The following is a 15,269-nucleotide window of genomic DNA, read 5'->3' as shown; positions in this document are numbered from 1 at the left end:
AATCATCTAGATGGTCTCGGTCTCGGTCATGTTCGCCTTTCGGTTAGGCGTGGGCGTTGTCGGTGACGACGAGGAACTGGTCGCTGGCGAGGTCCATGACGACGCGGGCGTCGGTGCCCTGAGCGCGCTGGGCGGCGGCGTATTCGTCGGCGGGCCAGGAGCCGCGGGGGTGGCCCGCGGGGAACCGTTCCAGGATGGTGCGCTGCGCGGGGAGGCTGGTCGTCATCGCGGGCCGCCGTTCTCGAAGGCGTCGATCAGGTCGCTGATGGCGTCGGGGCTGGCGGCCTCACCGACCCACTTCCCGTCCACGGTGAACACCGGGACGCCGTCGCGGCCGGCGTCGAAGACCGTCGCGTAGTTGCCCCAGCGCTCGAGGACGAGGTCGTACAGCACGGGGGCCGGCGCGGCGTCCAGGACCTCCAGGGCGTCGATGGTGAGCCGTCCCGGGGCCCCTTCTGCGGCGGGCGGGACGAGGCTGCCGGTGACGCGCAGGAGGTCGCCGGGCTGGATCTCGCGCAGCAGTACGTCGGCGATGCGTGGGTCGGCGGTGGTGCAGGCGTACACGGTGTCCGGGGCGTCGGGGGCAAGCCGGTCCGCGTCTGCGGGGGAGTGGATCAGGTCTAACGTGGCGGTGCCCCAGCTGGTGCCGGGGGCCGGGATCGCGTCGACGTAGCCGTCTATGGCGAGGTTGGTCTGGGGGCTGGTCATCATCGGGCCTCCGTCCGGGTCTTGGCAGTGCGCGGGGAGCGGGGTCGGGGGGTGTACTGCGCGCGGAGCTGCAGCTCGCAGTTGCGCTGCTGCTGGCCGGGCGTGATCGGCCGGGCCTTGGGGCCGCTGCGGTGCCAGAGCGGCGAGGCCGGCGGTTCCGGGTAGGCGAGGGCGTGGTCGACGTCGCGGTGGGACGACATACTTGGGTCTCCGTCTCGTCTCGTACGGGATGGATGGGCCCGGGGCAGCCGTCGAAGCCGCCAAGCAGAGCGGCTGTCCCGGGGCAGAGCTACAGCTCGATTGGGCTGGAGTTGAGCCAGCTGTAAGGGCTCTTCCAGGGGCCGGCCTTCGCGGCGGGCCAGTCGAGCTCCCAGCCGGGCCGGTATCCGCAGGCGCCCCAGCCGTCCGGACGCCCGTGGGGGATTTCGAGTCCGGCCTCCGCCGCGGCGCGGGCCGCATCGTAGACCTCGTGGGCGGCCTTGATGGCGGCGCTGTCGCTCTCGGCCCGGCCGGTGAAGACGTGCACGCCGCGCAGGCCCGGCGACTCGGTGCTCCGTATCGGGACGTCCACCTCGAAGTAGTCCTTGGCCATGACGTCCAACTCCTCTCGTGCTTGCGGTGGTGAGGGACCACCGCGACCGCCCCGGCCCCGGCCGGCGGCGGCAGAGGGTCGGGGCAGCACGGAGGACCATCACTCAAGCGTGTCGGGATCTCGTAGACGTCGATCACGTCCCCGCCGCCGGACCAGGTGCCGGGGGCGTGGCGGATGTAGACGATGCGCAGCGGGGAGCCGTCGCGGGCGGCGACGTCGTACTCGTGGACGGTGGGCTTCTTGAGCGCGGAGTGGACGGCCGGGGCCACGGACCGGGCGGGCTGCCGGGAGGGGAACGGTTGGAATTGGGCGCCGTTGACGGTCGTGTAGAGCAGCGCCTGGCGCGGCCAGAGGCGGCGCGCGTTCATCGCGCCGTGCTCGCGCAGGGCTTGAGCGTGGGCGTCGTACTCCGCCTTCGCGGCGGCGGACATGGGCATGGGCGGTGCTCCTTCGGCGTGCTGGTCGGGTCAGAATTCGAGGTCGAGCCGGATCGTGATGGGGATGCGGCGGTCGCCGTAGTCACGGCGGGGGTTGTGGACGGTGCGCCGGTGTGCGGCCAGGCCGGCCGCGCCGCCCTGCACGGGCAGCTGGCAGTCGTCGCAGCCGTACAGCCACTCGTCCCCGGCCGGGAGTTCGGCCGGGGTGAGCGGGTGCGGGTACGGGCCGTCGGGGGCGCGGCTCACCCGCGGACCGCTTCGGCGTACTCGGCTTCCAGGTCGGTGCGGCCCTCGAGGTCGTCGTCCTGGTCGTATCCGTGCGGGCCGTGGACGGTGCAGCGCACGTCCGGGTCGTGCATGAGCTCGCCGGTCAGGCAGCCGACCAGGACGTCGAAGCCGGCGTCGCCCGCACCGTCGACGTCGTTGCGCTGGGCAAGAACGAGGCGGTCCGCTCCGAGACCTCTCCGCGACGCGGTCTCCGTCGGCGAGCTGCGAGCCGTCGCGCCAGCGCCACAGCAGCAGATCTCCGGGCCGATGTAGCGGCGCACCAGGAGCAGGTCGCCCGAGCCCTCGCTGCCGTTCCAGCCGAGTTCCGCGCGCCGGGCGTCGCTGAGCGGCTTGAGCAGCGCCTCCAGGCGGTAGAGGTTGTCCGCGACGACGCAGGGTGTCTGAGTCAGTGGGATCGCGGAGGCCAGTGGCGGGCCAGGCGTCTTGACCAAGGGCTTCGGACAGGCGTTGTTCGAGGCGAGCCACATGGCCCGCAAGGCGGGGTCGGAGGATCGCGGCCTTCACTTTGGGGTGCGAGCAAGTCGGTTCCGCCCGGCAGTCAGGCGGGAACGCCAGCCCGGTCCAGGACGGCGGCCATCTCGTCCTCGGGGAGCGCCGGGTTAGCACCCGCGCTGGAGGCCAGTTCGGGGACGAGGAGGGCCTCGCGGAGCCGGTGGAGCGGGAGGCGCGGGTCGCGGGCCGCCGCCTGACGCGTCCAGACGACGGGGTCGCGGCTGAGCCGTTCGATCAGCTCCGGTGTGGCGGCCGGATCCCGTACGGCCAGGCGGCGGTAGTTCCCGTCCAGGTGGTCCGCGTAGCGGGCGGCGAGACCCTCGCGGGGAAAACGAGGGTGCGTCTCCGCCATCCAGGCGGAGAACGTCCCGCCTAGCCGCGCGAACACCCGCATCAGGACCTCCTCCGGAGCGTCGGGGTGGTGAATGCCTAGGAGGTTTTCCACCACCGGGTCCTCGACGCGTGCGAGCAGGCGCAGCAGATCGGGCGGCAGGTGAGGGCTCCAGGCGGCGGCGCGCTGGAGCAGCGGGTGAGCGGAGGACGCGGCCCGACGCAGCACCTCAGGCTCGGCGAGCCCGTCCCGTACCCACCGCACGCCCTCGCCCCTGTCGAGGTCCCCGGCCGTGAAGTCGATCCCCATGCGCCGTGTCTCGTCCAGCTCGGGCCGCAGGGAGACGGCGAGCCGTACGTCCTCGTCGGGGTTGACGGCGAGGCGCTCCACGAGGTCGGGGGGCAGCGACGGGTTCTCGGCAAGGGCGGCCAAGTGCGTCCGCTCGGCGACGCACCGCTCGGCGTCGGTGCGGAAAAGGAGCCCGCGGCGCAGTGCCTCGGCGGCGGACTTCGGGTCGCGGAGGAGTTCGGCGGTGACGTGGACGTCCCGACGGCACTCCTGCAGCGCCGCGGCCCGCCGTACCTCGGGGTCGGGGTCGGCCAGCAGTGCCGACCTCTCGCCCGCCGACAGGGCCTCCCATGCACGCACCGCTTCCCGGCGCGCTGCCGCACGGTGATGAGTGGCCATCGATGCCACGAACGACGGCGCCAGATGGGGCGATTCCAGCATTGCCGTGCGTACGGAAGGATCTGGGTCGTCGAGTAGGCGGGCGCACACGGTGTCCGGGAGCGGCGCGACCTTTGCGCGCGGATCGTACACCTCGGGTCCATATGCAAGCGCGGCCCGCACCTTGGGAGAAGGATCGTCTGTGAGTCGGGCCCGCTGTGCAGGCTCCGCCCTGGCACTCATGGCGAAATCGATCCGGGACCCCGGGTTCGGGTGGGCCAGGATCAGCGCGACGGCCGACTCGGGAATTCCGGCCCGCTGAAGAGCGTCACGGGGCGGACGGTCACCGTCTCTCTCGAAGGCGAGCAGGCGCAGCAGCAGCGGCGTCGGCAGCGCCGAATTTCGGGCCACTCCGTCCAGCGCGGATGCGTGGAACGCCACCATGATTCCCCTACCCCCTGTGTCTTCCCCGATCGGTCCGCGCCCATGATCTCGTATTCCATGCACGACATCTGTCGACCACCGTGGCACCGATCTTTGAGGCTTTGACCAGCACAGATGCCTGCCGAGGGGAGGGCTCCTGGGTCACCAGCCCAACAGAAGCAACGTGATGCAGGCACGCCTTGCGGCCGTCGGCGGTGCCGTGGGTGGTCTCCTTCGCGGTGACGGGGTCGGTGAAGGTGACCGGGTGGTCGTCGGAGGCGCCGTTCACGCGGGCGCAGAAGTCGGACTGGACCCAGAAGTCGCCGATGGCGCTTCCGGCGCGGATCAGTCCGAGCAGGGCGGCGAAGACGGCGGGACGGTGCGTCATGCTGGATCTCTCCTGATCTCGAAGGGTGAAGAAGCGGGCGGCCGGACTTTGCCGGTGCTGGGGCCGCCCCGTTGTGCGGGCCCCGCCCCGGCCTGTGCAGTCGGGACGGGTTTGGTTCACGCGGCCAGCCGGTGCGTGACCGGGGCCGGGGCCGTCATGCAGCTGCTCGAGTCCACGGGGGTGCCGTCGAAGCACTCCAGGCAGCACCCGAGTGTTGGCGGAGAGCACTTGTTGCGCGAGTGTCGTATTCCGGACGCAGCGCCCCCCGAGACTCTGGCGGTGTGAAATCGACTGGTTCCCGGGCGAGGCTGTGCGCGATGCTGCACACGTGATCGATCGAGAAACCGCAGTCCAGATCGTTGAAGAACAGCTGGCACGCGACTACGAGGCGGACCGCGCGTTGCGCTCGGACCCGATTCTCTTGGCCATCGCGGGTGTGAGGGAGCACGAGCTGGTGTGGATCGTCTCCTGGACGTCCGAGGAGTATCTGCGCACCGGGAATACGGACTTCATGCTTGTTGGGAACGGGCCCTATTTGGTCGATCGACTCGACGGGAGCCTGCACCAGATCGGCGTCGTCTCGGCGGTAACCGATGGGTGGCAGGAGGACTACCGAATCCGCATCCGGGGCCAGGCTGTGCGGACCGCGGCGGATGATCTACACGATGAGGTCCTTGGTGTGGCGGCTGCTCGTGGGCGGATCCATGCCATGCACACCCTGCGTCAGAGGCTGCCGGTGCTGTCGCTTGCCGAGGTCATCGAGTACGTGGGCGCCTTGCAGGTCGGCATTGTTCCGGATCATCTCGTGAAGGTCGCCACGAAGGAGCTGGTGCCTTCTGTCGATCCGGTACTGACTGCGACGACCATCCGTGGGGCCGTATCGAGCGCTGGCTGATCTGGCGTCAGTTCCGCTGGCGGGTGGCGATGTAGTCGAGCCAGTCGTGCCTGGCGTATCCGGTCCATCGGGTGGCGCTGCTGATGCTGGTCGCCGTGATATCAGCGAGGACCGATGCAGGCAGGTCGGCGGCCAGTGCGAGGCGAGCACTGTTGCGACCGGCACGGGGCGTGATTCCGTGCTGCCGGAGTTTCAAGCTGAGGTAGGTCGCGCCGAGTGGACGTGCGGGCTCCTGTCCTGGGAACAGCCATGGGGTGGTGCTGGCCGTCTGGTTGAGCTGCCAGCGTTCTTGGCATCGGTCGCGTAGTGCGCGGACCAGGAGGGCGACCTTCGGCGGCAGTGGAATCCGCTGGCCGTCGAGGGTGAGGAACGCGGCTGTCTCGTCGTCGACGAGGTCGTGCACCGTGAGTTCGAGCAGCTTGGTGGGTTGGAGCCCCAACACGAGCATGAGGGCGCCAGCCGTTCGAACGTCGATGGGCATGGCGTCGTCACACAGGCACCGGTGCAGTTGATCTGTCAGTTCTATTTCCGTGGTGAAGGCGCTCGGTACGGGAACGACAGCCGGTGGGATGGTGAGATCCCCGGCGAGGTGGCGGCTCCGAGCCCAGGTGATGAAGGCTCGTACGTCCCGCCGGTTGGCAGGTCCTTCCTCCACCCACTCTTCGAGTGCCGGCTGCGCCAGCTGCCCGAGGCCGATGCCGGTTTCGTCGAGCCAGCCGAGCAGTTCCAGAGCCCGGCGCAGTTTGGATCGCATCCCGCGTTCAGTGCTGGCACGCAGGGCCCGGTGCCGGTTGGCCCGGCGGATGCGGTGGAGGAGGTACCAGTGTGCGAAGGGGGTGGCGAGGTGTCGGTGGTGTGTAGGTGCTTGTCGTAGAAGAGCGTCTGCCCAGCGGGGCAGGCCCTCCAGGCGTTCATCCCTCACGGGCAAAACGCCCGCCGCGACGAGGACGTCGCGGATGTAACGGGTGGACGGCGTGTTAGGCAGATCGTCCAGATGTTGATGGGTGACATCCTCGGCGCCGGCCAGTTGTGACATGAGTGCCGGAACGCCGCTCAGGGTCAGCCAGTGCAGGACCCGACGCGGGCGGCCGGCCCCCGCGAGAACCGAGTGCAGGTCCTGCACAGCTACCGGAGTGGCGGCACCGTCCGCGCCAAGCGCTCTGCCCAATTGCTTCGTTGCGAAGCAGCGGGTGCACAGATGCTCGCGGTAGAGCTTGTCGTTCACGCCGCACTGCTGGCATGCGTAGGTGAGATCAGTTCCTGCGCAGGGCCCGCAGATGCTGCGGCCCCCGTCGGTGACGCTGATGAGCGGTCTGCGCTGTTCGCACTGATGGCAGGCACTGGGGTGGTTGCGGATTGCTGTGTAGCAGTTCTTGCACACCGGCCCCATGGGCCACTCGGCATGGACTGGAAGTTCGCGAAGGCAGCGGATACACGCGCGCCGAGGCCGGGGAGCACAGCCTTGGCAGAGGGGTTGACCTGCCCGTTTCTGAGCGCAGCGTCGGATCCGTCCGCAGGAAGAGCAGGCAACAGGGGGCGGGCGGTAACAGGCGGAGCACAGGTCTGGAGCGTCCTGACCGGCGCGCTTGTTGATGATGCGGATTTCCCCGCATTCTCCGCAAGGACGCTTTGGCTGCTGATAGCACCGGCGGCAGACGGGGCCGTCTTCCGAGAGGGCCTGAGCAGGGGCCTGGGTCCCGCAGCCGACACATGTGTGTTCGGGACGCTCGCGGCATCCCTGGCAGCGGACGCTGCCGTCAGGCATGCGCCAGCATGCCCGCCGTACGCGTCCGCATCCCCCGCATGCCGTGGCCGTATGTTTGCCATAGCAGGTACCGCAGAGAGGCCCGTTCGGCCCCACGCCGTTGATCCGCATCTGTCGCCCGCAGCCCGCGCAGGTCTTCGCCGGCCGTACTCGGTAAGAACAGCTCGAACAGCAACGTCCGGCTGCAATGCGGTGGGTGAGGTAAGGAGAGGTCTTTCCGCAGCCGGTACACATCGGCAAAGCGACTGGCCCGTGCCCGGCAGCCGCCAGGGCATGGGCGAGACGCACGAGGGTCGCTGGTGGAGTCGGGCCGGGATTCATCAGAGCGTCTGCGTGGTGCTCGAGGTGGCGAGACAGGCTGACGCAGGAACGGGCTGTGATCTTCGCCTGCTCAAGCGCCTCCCGTGCTTGAGCACTGGTCACGCCCGCGAGGTGTGAGGTCAGATGGGCGACCACCCGGCGATGCGCCTCGTCGGTACGGAGCGGGGCGCTCACGCCGTCCCCGGGCGCCGGATCGTGGTGTGGCGCGTCTGCGGCCGCACCTGCATCTGCTCGCCGGCCGCCTTGCGTTCCCCGGCGTTGGCAACTTCGACTTGGATCAAGTCGTTCGGTTCGCATCCGAGGATGTCGCACAGCGCGGCAAGCGTGTCCATGGACAGCCTTTGCGGCGTCTGAGTCACGAGACGGAACACCTGCTCGCGCGACAGGTGAACGCCGCGCTCGGCCAGCAGGGGGACAAGGTCGGTGGTCTGGAACATGCCCTTCTCCGCCATCCGGATCCTCAGCTGCCAGGCGATGCCCATCTTCCGGATCATGTTTCCTGCTCCCAAAGGTCGCCATGCCGGGCCTGCAGCGACCTCAGCAGGAGCCGGTTTCGGTACTCGTCCGAGACGTGGCTGTAGATGGCCGTGGTGCTGGCGTACGCGTGGCCGACCTGGTCCTGGACGAACTTCTCCGGATAACCGAACTCGATCAGATGGGTCACATAGCTGTGCCTCAGGGAGTGCAAATCCAGCTCCTCCGGCAGGTCAGCCGACCGGCGAGCCGCTTCGAAGGCGTCGTTGAGTCGCCGCAAAGACATCCGTCCCCGCCGCTCGGTGATCCAGAACGCCGGATGCTTGCCCGGCAGGAATGCCGGGCGGACCTCGGCAACGTACTGGTCAAGAACGTCCACGATCCAGTCCATCTCTGGAACGGTCAGGACAGTGCGGCGTTTGGGAGGGCCGCCCTTGGACGCCTTGCCGTGACGGACGAAGACGGCTCCGAAACGGCCGTAGGCAGCGACCTTCGGATTCCGTCGCAAGTCACACAGGTCCAGGCCGCATGCTTCCTGGCGCCGCAAGCCGTAGGCGTAGACCGCCTTCAGGACCATGGCGTCACGCAGGGCGGCGAGTGAGCCCTTGCGCCCCCGCTTCCGGATCTCTTCGACACGGCCGTCCGCCGCGTCGAAGAGACCTTGCACTTCGTCGTACGTGAGAGGCCGGCGCTCCGCGGCCCCCTCGTACCCGCTGGTGTGCGTGACCGTGTTCCACTCGTGGAGGACCTGAACCGGAGCCTGTCCGAAGCGCTCTCTGCACGTGGCTGGCCATCCATACCGGGCATCGGTGACGTAGTCGAAGAACAGCCTCAGGTCGTTCTGGTAGTTCCGGGCTGTCGACAACGTCAACGGCCTGCCCGGACGGCGTGTCCGCAGGTGGTCGAAGAAGGCCTCCACCTCCCCTGGAGCCCACTCCCACGGGTACTCATTCGTGAAGGCGACCAGCCTCCGAACCAACGAGATTCTGGGACGGATCGTCGACTCGAAGTTCAGGAATCGCGTGCGCTGCTGGCGCGCCCGCCCCTCCAGCATCGCTTCCAGAACCGCGGGTTCTGGATCCAGGTGCACGACTCCGTCGGCCAAGACCAGATGCGCAGCCCCAGGCAGTTCATCAACCACACTCACGATGCATCTAACGCAACATCGTTGAGTTGGTAACGGCGGCCTGGTCAGGACGCAGCACCAGGCGCTGGCGGAGCGCTAACGTGAACCCCACCTGCAGGTAGGCGACCCGGCCCAACACGGCGGATGTTGCATCGAATGCAATACCGCAGCCTGTTTCTAGATGTAGAGCCGGCGGCCGCACGCGCCGCAGGTCTGTCGAGCCGCCATCGCCTGATCGAGGGCCCGCTCCTGGGCGAGCGTCGGAACGCGTTTGGGCTTGGCGAGGTCGACGCGGAGCAGGTAGCGGCGGGTGGGGTGGTGCAGGACCACTGCGGCCGGGTGGCGCACAGCTTGCAGCGCAGGATCGCGACCGGGCCGCAGTTGCTGCCGGGGCTCAGGCCCATCTCCCGTAACTGCCTGCGGGTGACGAGCCCGTCGGGCGCCATGTTGCGGTCGTACTCGGGCAGCGCCGCGTCGCTGCGCGGCACCCGGTTCACCTCGCGGCGGCGGCGCTTCTTCCGCGGGCGTGGCATCACCTGCTCCCGGCGGTGGGCAGGCGGTCGGGGCGGTGCGGGTAGCGGGGGCCGGGGCGCTGCGGGCGGGGCCGGCCGATCCGGCGGCGCGGGCGGGGGATGAGCACGGGCGGTTCCTCCAGTCGTCGGTGAGGCGGTGCTCGGATCAGGCGGTGATGCCGGCGATCTGCGCGGCCTGGGTGCCGGTGAGGGTGAAGTCGGGTGCGGCGAGGAGTGCTTCGGCGACGGCGGTGATGCGGTCCCATTCGCGGTCGACGCGCTGCTGGGCGGTGGCCAGGACGTGGTCCCAGGCCAGGCCGCCTTCGGGGGCGGGGCCGGTCTCGGTGACCGGGACGATCTCGGCGGTGAGGATGTTGAGCGCCATCTGCTTGTCGTGGTCGGCCTCGGCAAGGTGGGCCGTCTCGGGGGTGAGGCGGCCGGACTCGGCGAGCTGGTGGAGGTCGGCGGCCTGGCCGGAGGCTCCGCAGACCACGGCGATGTCCAGGTAGGTGCCGAAGGACCGGGCCCAGGTGGTGGTGCCGGTCCAGCCGGTGACGCCGTCGCGGGTGATGGTGTGGATCCGGACGCGCTCGCAGGTGAAGCCGACGAGCTGGCCGAGCACGACGTGGCCGGCCTCGTGGTAGGCGAGCCCGCGCTGGATCAGCGGGAGCGGGGTGAACTGGTAGCGCGCGTGCCGGTAGGGCGTGTGGTGGTCGAGCTCGTACATCGCGTCCTTCTCCGGATCTGGTCGGCTGTGGTCAGCGCTGCGCCCCGCCGACGTCGGGCTGGTGTCGGCGGGCGCAGCGGGCGGGGCGGTTATGCGGCGATGTGGGCCGTGGGCGTGCGGTGTGCTCCGCTGGTGACCGGAGCGGGCGTGACGGGGCCCTGCTGCTGTTGCGGGGCGCCGTGGAGGTGGGTGCCGATCAGGTAGCCGATCAGCAGCCCGCCGATGCCGAAGATTTTGTGGCGGTTGGCCGTCAACCAGGTCGGGGCCGGGTGCTCGGTGAGCACGCCTATGACGGTCGGGGGCTTCGCCAAAGCGGTGGTCTCCTTCTCGCTCGCGGTTGTGGTGGTGCGTGCGGCCGGGCGGCCTGTCCGGTCCTCGCCGCGCCCGCGGGGCGGGGTGGGCGAGGGTTAGGCAGAGCGTCGGGTCAGCGGGCGGTGCGGGTGCGGAGCAGGCGGGCGGGCGGCCCACTGCCGCAGCCGGTCGAGGCGGGTGGGGTGGGTGTGCCGCCAGGCGGTGTCGAACACGTCCTCGTCGGTCAGGAAGGACCGGCGCGCGCCGCAGGTGCAGGTCCAGGCGTACGGCTCGGGGCGGGTGTCGTCGAGGGTGGCGGTGACCTTCGCTGGGGCGCCGTCATGGCGTCCGTGGAAGGTGCCGGCCCAGAGCTCGTTCTTGTCCAGCTTCATCGGAGTGCCTTTCGGGGTAGGTGGCCGGGCTGAGGGTCAGTGCTTCTGGAGGGGGTGGACGTTGTCCGGGGCGTCGTCTTCGTCGTTCGGCGCGGCCTCGGCGGCCGGGGCCGGGAGGTGGATGTGCGGCTCGATCTGGTGGCCGGCGTTGTGGATGTGGGTGAAGAAGGTCGGGCGCAGGGTCAGTCCGCGCAGGGCGAGGGTGGAGGCGATGGTCCAGGCGAGGACGGCGATCCCGGTGGCGACGGTACGCCCGTCGGCCGGGGCCGCGGACCACACGGCGAGGACGCTTCCCGCGCCCCAGCAGGTCCAGGTGATGCGGGCGCCGGTGCTTCCGATGAACCCGCCGATCAGGCCGAACCAACCCACGAGCTGCCAGAAGGTGTAGACGGCGGAGCTGCTGACGGCGAGGCCGGCGGCGTGCTGCGCGATGTAGGAGCGGGCCGGGGTCTCGACTACGCCCCACAGCTCGCTGGAGGCGCTGGTGCCGGCCCGGGTGGCGGGGACCGCGGCGGCCATGCGGCTCAGGGTGGCGTCGAAGATGTCGCCCGCGGTGTCGAGCAGGATGATGACCGCGCACACGCCGGTGAGGACCAGCAGGGCCTTGATCCAGTTGGCCATGCCGTGCCATCCGGCCTGCGGGACCTGGCGCAGTTCCTCCCACCGCCCGTACAGGAAGCCGCCCTGTTCCCAGGAGGCGTTCCACCCGGCGCGCAGCTGGGCGAAGCGCGTGGTGCCGGGGTCCTTGTTCAGGTCGGTGTCCGGCGACGGGGGCGTCTGGTTGAGCAGGTCTAGGAAGCTCGGGTTGTTCTGGCCGTTGATGGGCTTGTCGTCGGACTGCATGGCGGGGCGCTCCCTTGATCGGGTTCGTGTGACAGGTGGTGGTGTGCAGGCCGGAGGGCCTGGCCCACACCCGACCGCGAGGGGTTCGGGTGCGAGGCAGGTGGTCCGGAGCAGGGGTCAGAGGCCGCGGGCGTCGGCGAGGCTGGCGGCCTGGTCGAGCATCCGCATCGGGGTACGGCCGCTGGCGAAGCCGTCGTTGAAGGACGGCACGGAGTCGACGTCGCCGAACTTGCGGCGGATCGCGTCCATCAGGACCTCCAGGCCGCGTGACTCCAGGCTCTGGTCGCTGCGGGCTTCGATGTGGATCGCGCCGTACAGACACCGGGTACCGTCCTCGTCGACCAGGGCGCCGGAGCACCAGCCGCCGGTGAGCAGCCGGTGATGCGCGCGCTGAAGGAGCGCCGCGACCGGGGTCGGGTACGGGGTCGGGGGCTGGAGCGTCGGGGTGAGCGGGAGGGTGACGACGTCGCCCAGGTCGACCGGCACGGTGTCGATGTGCGCGGTGTTGACCTCGTAGGCGACGGCGGCTTCCTCCAGCCGGATGGTCATCGCCGCGTCCGTGGCGGCCATGCGGGCCTCCAGCGACAGTTCGGCGGGCGGCGCGCTCGTGCGGGCCGGTATGGGCGGGGCGTGGGTGGGGTGGGCCATCGGGGCTCCTCGGAAGGCGTCGGAGGTGCAGGGGGCGGCGGCCGTCGACGCCGACGGCCGGGTGGTGTCAGAAGGTGGAGATCCAGCCGGTGACGCCGCTGATCGCGTCGGTGATGAAGGGCGCGGCACCGGTGGAGGTGAGGAAGAAGCCGAAGGCGGCGCAGGCCAGGGCGTGCCAGAGGCGTACGGAGCCGCCTCGGATGAGGACGACGACGACGATGGCGAGCAGGACGACGACGGAGATCGATACAGCCACGAGCGGTGTGTCCTTCCAGGTGTGAGCAGGGCCCGGCCGATGTGACCGGGCCCTGCGGGGATGTGCGGGGTTGGGTCAGACGCCGGAGAGGTTCTTGATGGCCTCCAGCGCCTGGCGGGGCGAGGTGACCGCGTCGCGGCGCGCGGCGGACTTTCCCCCGCCGCGGGGCTTGCCGCCGCCCTTCTTCGGCTTGTCGTCCCCGTCCCCGTCCTCGTCATCGCTCGGTTCGGGGCCGAATTCCCCGGGCCGGGGCGGTTCGGTCCAGTCGAACCACAGGTCCCGCGCCTCGAGCTCGCGGATTTCGTAGTCGGTGAGGCTGGCGACGATGTCGGGGAAGTAGCCGTCCAGGCTCTTCTTGAAGTCCATGAGCAGCGTGCGCAGGACCTCGGGCTGCTTGGCTTCGACGATCCACCCGGCGCCGCCGGTGTTGGAGTTGGCGGGCGGCTCGGGCTCTCCGGCCATCACCCGCTCGATCCGGCCCGCCTCCGCGGGGGAGAAGGAGCGGGGGAGCGGGTCGGGGGTGTTCTCGGAGGAGATGCCGAGTGTCTTGAACATCTCGGCGACCTTCTTCGGCGCGACCTTCAAGACGACCGGGATGCAGTTCTCGCGCAGGTTCTCGCACAGCAGCTGCGTGAACCCGTCCTGCACGTAGATGGACTGGCCGGCAACCTTGAGGCCGATGCCGTACTTGCGGCCCTTGACCGACACCTTCTCGGCGAGGTCCATGATCTCCGCGCCGTAGTCGCCGTTGCGGGCGGCGGAGAGGAACTCATCGAGGTAGGCGGACAGCATCCGGTAGGGGCAGCCCGGCAGTTTGGGGTCCCAGTCGTAGACCCGTCCGTCTTCCCACGGCATCTCGCCGCGGATCTCCATCAGCGCGTCCAGGGTGCGCAGGAGTCGGATCATGTAGAGCGCGCCGACGCCGTAGCGGTCGGTGTACTCGCCCAGCTTGGCGGCCTTCTCGTCCGGGGCTTCCGCCGCCAGCCAGACCACCGCACCGAACAGGGCGTCGGCGGCGACGTGCAGGCCCATCAGCTGGGTCTTGCCGCCGCCGGACGGGGCGACGAACAGGCCGTGGGCGGCGCCCCGGTCGGTGTAGACGCGGTTGCGGGCGGGCTGGCCGTTGCCGAGGTAGCCGGTCACCCACCGGCCGTCCTTGTCCGGGGTGAGCAGCTCCCTGGTGGCGGGGAAAACCTGCGCGAGCGGGCTGGAGTCCCACAGGGAGACCAGGACCTGGTTGCCGTCGACGGTGACGAACAGCCGGCCTTCGTCGTACTTGGTCTTCAGCGCGGCGGCCAGGGTGTGCTGGTTGACGCGCGGCTCGCCCATCTCGTCGGGGACCTGGGCGATGTAGTGGGTGACCTTGCGCTCGCCGTCGCGGACCTTCTTGATGAACTCCGAGCCGGGCACGGGCCCGCCGGCGATCCGGTCGGCCCACCACTCGTGGGTGGTGGGGGCCTTGCGGCGGCGCTCGTTCAGGTCGGGGGTGACGTGGACTTCCTTCCAGCCGGGTCCGCCCTCACGCCCGTACTGCCGGACCACGTCTTCGATCCGTACGTCGGCGATCTCGACACCGAACGCGGCGGCTACCGCTTCCTCGGTGAGGCTGGAGATCGGCCGTCCGGCCTCGGAGGCGCGCAGCAGCAGGGACAGGTCGTTGGGCATGCCCGCGTGCGGGGTGGCCGTTATGACGATGGTGCGGCCGGGCAGGCCGCGGGCCTCCCACAGCCAGCGGACCTGGCGGGTGAAGGCGTCGGCGCCGTCGTCCGGCTGCGCGAGGGACGGCTCGGGGGCGGCCTGCAGCTGCGTCGCGGGGGCCGGGGCGGCGAGCGCGGGACGGTGACGGCGGCGGGTGTGCCGGGAGAAGGGCATCACCAGCAGGCCGGCCGTCGCCCAACCGGCGGCGAGGATGCCGTCCAGGCACCACGGGCCCCAGCCGATCGTGTTCCGCGCGGCGATGTCGACGGCGGCCGCGAGTACCAGCGGCGACCAGCGCAGGATCTTGCGTCCCGCACCGGAGTCCTCGCGTTTGGCGGCCAGGACCCAGCCGCCGACACCGGCCGCGCCCGCCAGCTGCACGACCGTGTTGACGGGGCTGTCGGCAAAGAGGTTCGGGGCCGCGGCGAGGACCGGGGTGGTCAGGGTGTAGAAGGTGCGCTCCAGGGCGACGCTGCGCGGCACGGACACGGGGGTCTCCTTTGGATGTGGCGATGGGCGGCCCGCCGTCGGTGGCGGGGCCGCCCATCAGAGGGTTCAGTTCGGGTTAGCGGGTGAAGAAGCCCGGCTTGGGGGTGCGCTCCTTGCGGCCGGAGCGGATGTCGTCCAGGCCCTCGTACAGCCGCGCGTGCGAACGCCGAGCGTTGTGGGCGAGAGAGGACACCTCTCCGGCGCACTCGCCCAACTTGCGGGCCTCGACGGCGGCGCCGCCCAGAGCCACGGATACCTGACTTGTCATCTCGATGAACTTGCGGTCGAGTTCGGCGTTCGCGATGTCCACGGCCAGGCCCTCAGCGCGGGTGGCGTTGGCACGCATGCTGCGCTGCAGCGTTTCGAGTTCGACGGCGGCCGCGTCGACTGCCTGGGCAAGCGCCTTGAGCTTCTGCTGGACAGTCTTGTAGCGGTGGTCACCGGCCGCGGGCACGACCACGCCACTGGGGCGGGGGACGAGGTTGCTGCTCATTGACGGATTTCCTT

The 15,269-nt window shown here is 70.1% G+C and carries 21 protein-coding genes; 1 reads left to right on the top strand and 20 read right to left on the bottom strand.

The window, feature by feature from the left end:
• Positions 1-43: 43 nt before the first annotated feature.
• The 8 genes from BGK67_RS35150 to BGK67_RS40595 all read right to left on the bottom strand — a co-directional run bounded on the left by BGK67_RS35150 (position 44) and on the right by BGK67_RS40595 (position 4,325).
• A complete protein-coding gene (locus tag BGK67_RS35150; RefSeq protein WP_069924596.1) occupies positions 44-226 on the bottom strand; it encodes a hypothetical protein in 183 nt (60 codons plus the stop codon).
• Positions 223-711, bottom strand: a complete 489-nt coding sequence (locus tag BGK67_RS35145; protein ID WP_141754170.1) for a hypothetical protein — start codon at positions 709-711, stop codon at positions 223-225. The genes BGK67_RS35150 and BGK67_RS35145 overlap by 4 nt, the downstream gene beginning before the upstream one ends.
• Complete coding sequence (locus BGK67_RS35140) at positions 708-908, bottom strand: hypothetical protein (RefSeq protein WP_069924594.1); 201 nt, start codon at positions 906-908, stop codon at positions 708-710. The genes BGK67_RS35145 and BGK67_RS35140 overlap by 4 nt, the downstream gene beginning before the upstream one ends.
• 89 nt (positions 909-997) lie before the next feature.
• Complete coding sequence (locus tag BGK67_RS35135; RefSeq protein WP_069924593.1) at positions 998-1,300, bottom strand: hypothetical protein; 303 nt, start codon at positions 1,298-1,300, stop codon at positions 998-1,000.
• A 467-nt stretch (positions 1,301-1,767) separates the two neighbouring features.
• Positions 1,768-1,983, bottom strand: a complete 216-nt coding sequence (locus tag BGK67_RS35130; protein ID WP_069924592.1) for a hypothetical protein — start codon at positions 1,981-1,983, stop codon at positions 1,768-1,770.
• Entirely contained in the window at positions 1,980-2,492 is a 513-nt protein-coding gene (locus tag BGK67_RS35125) for a hypothetical protein (protein WP_069924591.1), read from the bottom strand. Before BGK67_RS35125 ends, BGK67_RS35130 begins: the two co-directional genes overlap by 4 nt.
• Positions 2,493-2,563: 71 nt before the next feature.
• Complete coding sequence (locus BGK67_RS35120) at positions 2,564-3,496, bottom strand: hypothetical protein (protein WP_079154770.1); 933 nt, start codon at positions 3,494-3,496, stop codon at positions 2,564-2,566.
• A 469-nt stretch (positions 3,497-3,965) separates the two neighbouring features.
• Positions 3,966-4,325: a hypothetical protein gene (locus BGK67_RS40595; RefSeq protein ID WP_244291571.1), complete on the bottom strand. Its 360-nt coding sequence runs from the start codon at positions 4,323-4,325 to the stop codon at positions 3,966-3,968.
• 328 nt (positions 4,326-4,653) lie between these two features.
• Between BGK67_RS40595 and BGK67_RS35110 the strand changes: the two genes are divergently transcribed.
• A complete protein-coding gene (locus tag BGK67_RS35110; protein WP_069924588.1) occupies positions 4,654-5,220 on the top strand; it encodes a YrhB domain-containing protein in 567 nt (188 codons plus the stop codon).
• A gap of 7 nt (positions 5,221-5,227) precedes the next feature.
• On the opposite strand, the gene BGK67_RS40590 is transcribed toward BGK67_RS35110, so the two are convergent.
• The 12 genes from BGK67_RS40590 to BGK67_RS35050 form a co-directional block, all read right to left on the bottom strand.
• Positions 5,228-6,445, bottom strand: a complete 1,218-nt coding sequence (locus BGK67_RS40590) for a hypothetical protein (RefSeq protein ID WP_244291570.1) — start codon at positions 6,443-6,445, stop codon at positions 5,228-5,230.
• Positions 6,446-7,476: 1,031 nt separating this feature from the next.
• Entirely contained in the window at positions 7,477-7,800 is a 324-nt protein-coding gene (locus tag BGK67_RS35100) for a helix-turn-helix domain-containing protein (protein WP_069924586.1), read from the bottom strand.
• Positions 7,797-8,921 (bottom strand): tyrosine-type recombinase/integrase, encoded by a 1,125-nt coding sequence (locus tag BGK67_RS35095; protein WP_432215540.1) that lies wholly within the window; start codon positions 8,919-8,921, stop codon positions 7,797-7,799. Before BGK67_RS35095 ends, BGK67_RS35100 begins: the two co-directional genes overlap by 4 nt.
• A 162-nt stretch (positions 8,922-9,083) precedes the next feature.
• Entirely contained in the window at positions 9,084-9,254 is a 171-nt protein-coding gene (locus BGK67_RS40585) for a hypothetical protein (RefSeq protein ID WP_244291569.1), read from the bottom strand.
• 330 nt (positions 9,255-9,584) lie between these two features.
• On the bottom strand, positions 9,585-10,145 hold the full coding sequence (locus BGK67_RS35085; RefSeq protein ID WP_069924583.1) for a hypothetical protein: 561 nt from the start codon (positions 10,143-10,145) through the stop codon (positions 9,585-9,587).
• Between the two features lie 89 nt (positions 10,146-10,234).
• Positions 10,235-10,456, bottom strand: coding sequence for a hypothetical protein (locus BGK67_RS35080; protein WP_069924582.1), 222 nt, complete (start codon positions 10,454-10,456; stop codon positions 10,235-10,237).
• Positions 10,457-10,552: 96 nt separating this feature from the next.
• A complete protein-coding gene (locus BGK67_RS35075; RefSeq protein ID WP_069924581.1) occupies positions 10,553-10,828 on the bottom strand; it encodes a hypothetical protein in 276 nt (91 codons plus the stop codon).
• A 36-nt stretch (positions 10,829-10,864) separates the two neighbouring features.
• A complete protein-coding gene (locus tag BGK67_RS35070) occupies positions 10,865-11,671 on the bottom strand; it encodes a hypothetical protein (RefSeq protein WP_069924580.1) in 807 nt (268 codons plus the stop codon).
• Positions 11,672-11,788: 117 nt separating this feature from the next.
• The gene (locus tag BGK67_RS35065) at positions 11,789-12,319 is read right to left on the bottom strand and encodes a DUF6197 family protein (RefSeq protein WP_069924579.1); all 531 of its coding nucleotides are present in this window, start codon (positions 12,317-12,319) and stop codon (positions 11,789-11,791) included.
• 67 nt (positions 12,320-12,386) lie between these two features.
• On the bottom strand, positions 12,387-12,575 hold the full coding sequence (locus BGK67_RS39315; protein WP_069924578.1) for a hypothetical protein: 189 nt from the start codon (positions 12,573-12,575) through the stop codon (positions 12,387-12,389).
• A gap of 75 nt (positions 12,576-12,650) precedes the next feature.
• Positions 12,651-14,762: a chromosome segregation protein ParM gene (locus tag BGK67_RS35055; RefSeq protein ID WP_069924577.1), complete on the bottom strand. Its 2,112-nt coding sequence runs from the start codon at positions 14,760-14,762 to the stop codon at positions 12,651-12,653.
• Between the two features lie 76 nt (positions 14,763-14,838).
• Positions 14,839-15,255 (bottom strand): conjugal transfer protein TraB, encoded by a 417-nt coding sequence (locus BGK67_RS35050; protein ID WP_069924576.1) that lies wholly within the window; start codon positions 15,253-15,255, stop codon positions 14,839-14,841.
• Positions 15,256-15,269: the final 14 nt, after the last annotated feature.

It is taken from the genome of Streptomyces subrutilus (assembly GCF_001746425.1).
GTDB lineage: Bacteria > Actinomycetota > Actinomycetes > Streptomycetales > Streptomycetaceae > Streptomyces > Streptomyces subrutilus_A.
This window is presented reverse-complemented; position numbering and strand designations above follow the sequence as displayed.

What these genes read in the sequence shown, in the direction of transcription:
- BGK67_RS35150 (WP_069924596.1), bottom strand. Translation starts at nt 226, where the DNA reads ATGACGACCAGCCTCCCCGCGCAGCGCACCATCCTGGAACGGTTCCCC.
- BGK67_RS35145 (WP_141754170.1), bottom strand. Translation starts at nt 711, where the DNA reads ATGATGACCAGCCCCCAGACCAACCTCGCCATAGACGGCTACGTCGAC.
- BGK67_RS35140 (WP_069924594.1), bottom strand. Translation starts at nt 908, where the DNA reads ATGTCGTCCCACCGCGACGTCGACCACGCCCTCGCCTACCCGGAACCG.
- BGK67_RS35135 (WP_069924593.1), bottom strand. Translation starts at nt 1,300, where the DNA reads ATGGCCAAGGACTACTTCGAGGTGGACGTCCCGATACGGAGCACCGAG.
- BGK67_RS35125 (WP_069924591.1), bottom strand. Translation starts at nt 2,492, where the DNA reads ATGTGGCTCGCCTCGAACAACGCCTGTCCGAAGCCCTTGGTCAAGACG.
- BGK67_RS40595 (WP_244291571.1), bottom strand. Translation starts at nt 4,325, where the DNA reads ATGACGCACCGTCCCGCCGTCTTCGCCGCCCTGCTCGGACTGATCCGC.
- BGK67_RS35100 (WP_069924586.1), bottom strand. Translation starts at nt 7,800, where the DNA reads ATGATCCGGAAGATGGGCATCGCCTGGCAGCTGAGGATCCGGATGGCG.
- BGK67_RS35085 (WP_069924583.1), bottom strand. Translation starts at nt 10,145, where the DNA reads ATGTACGAGCTCGACCACCACACGCCCTACCGGCACGCGCGCTACCAG.
- BGK67_RS35075 (WP_069924581.1), bottom strand. Translation starts at nt 10,828, where the DNA reads ATGAAGCTGGACAAGAACGAGCTCTGGGCCGGCACCTTCCACGGACGC.
- BGK67_RS35070 (WP_069924580.1), bottom strand. Translation starts at nt 11,671, where the DNA reads ATGCAGTCCGACGACAAGCCCATCAACGGCCAGAACAACCCGAGCTTC.
- BGK67_RS35065 (WP_069924579.1), bottom strand. Translation starts at nt 12,319, where the DNA reads ATGGCCCACCCCACCCACGCCCCGCCCATACCGGCCCGCACGAGCGCG.
- BGK67_RS35050 (WP_069924576.1), bottom strand. Translation starts at nt 15,255, where the DNA reads ATGAGCAGCAACCTCGTCCCCCGCCCCAGTGGCGTGGTCGTGCCCGCG.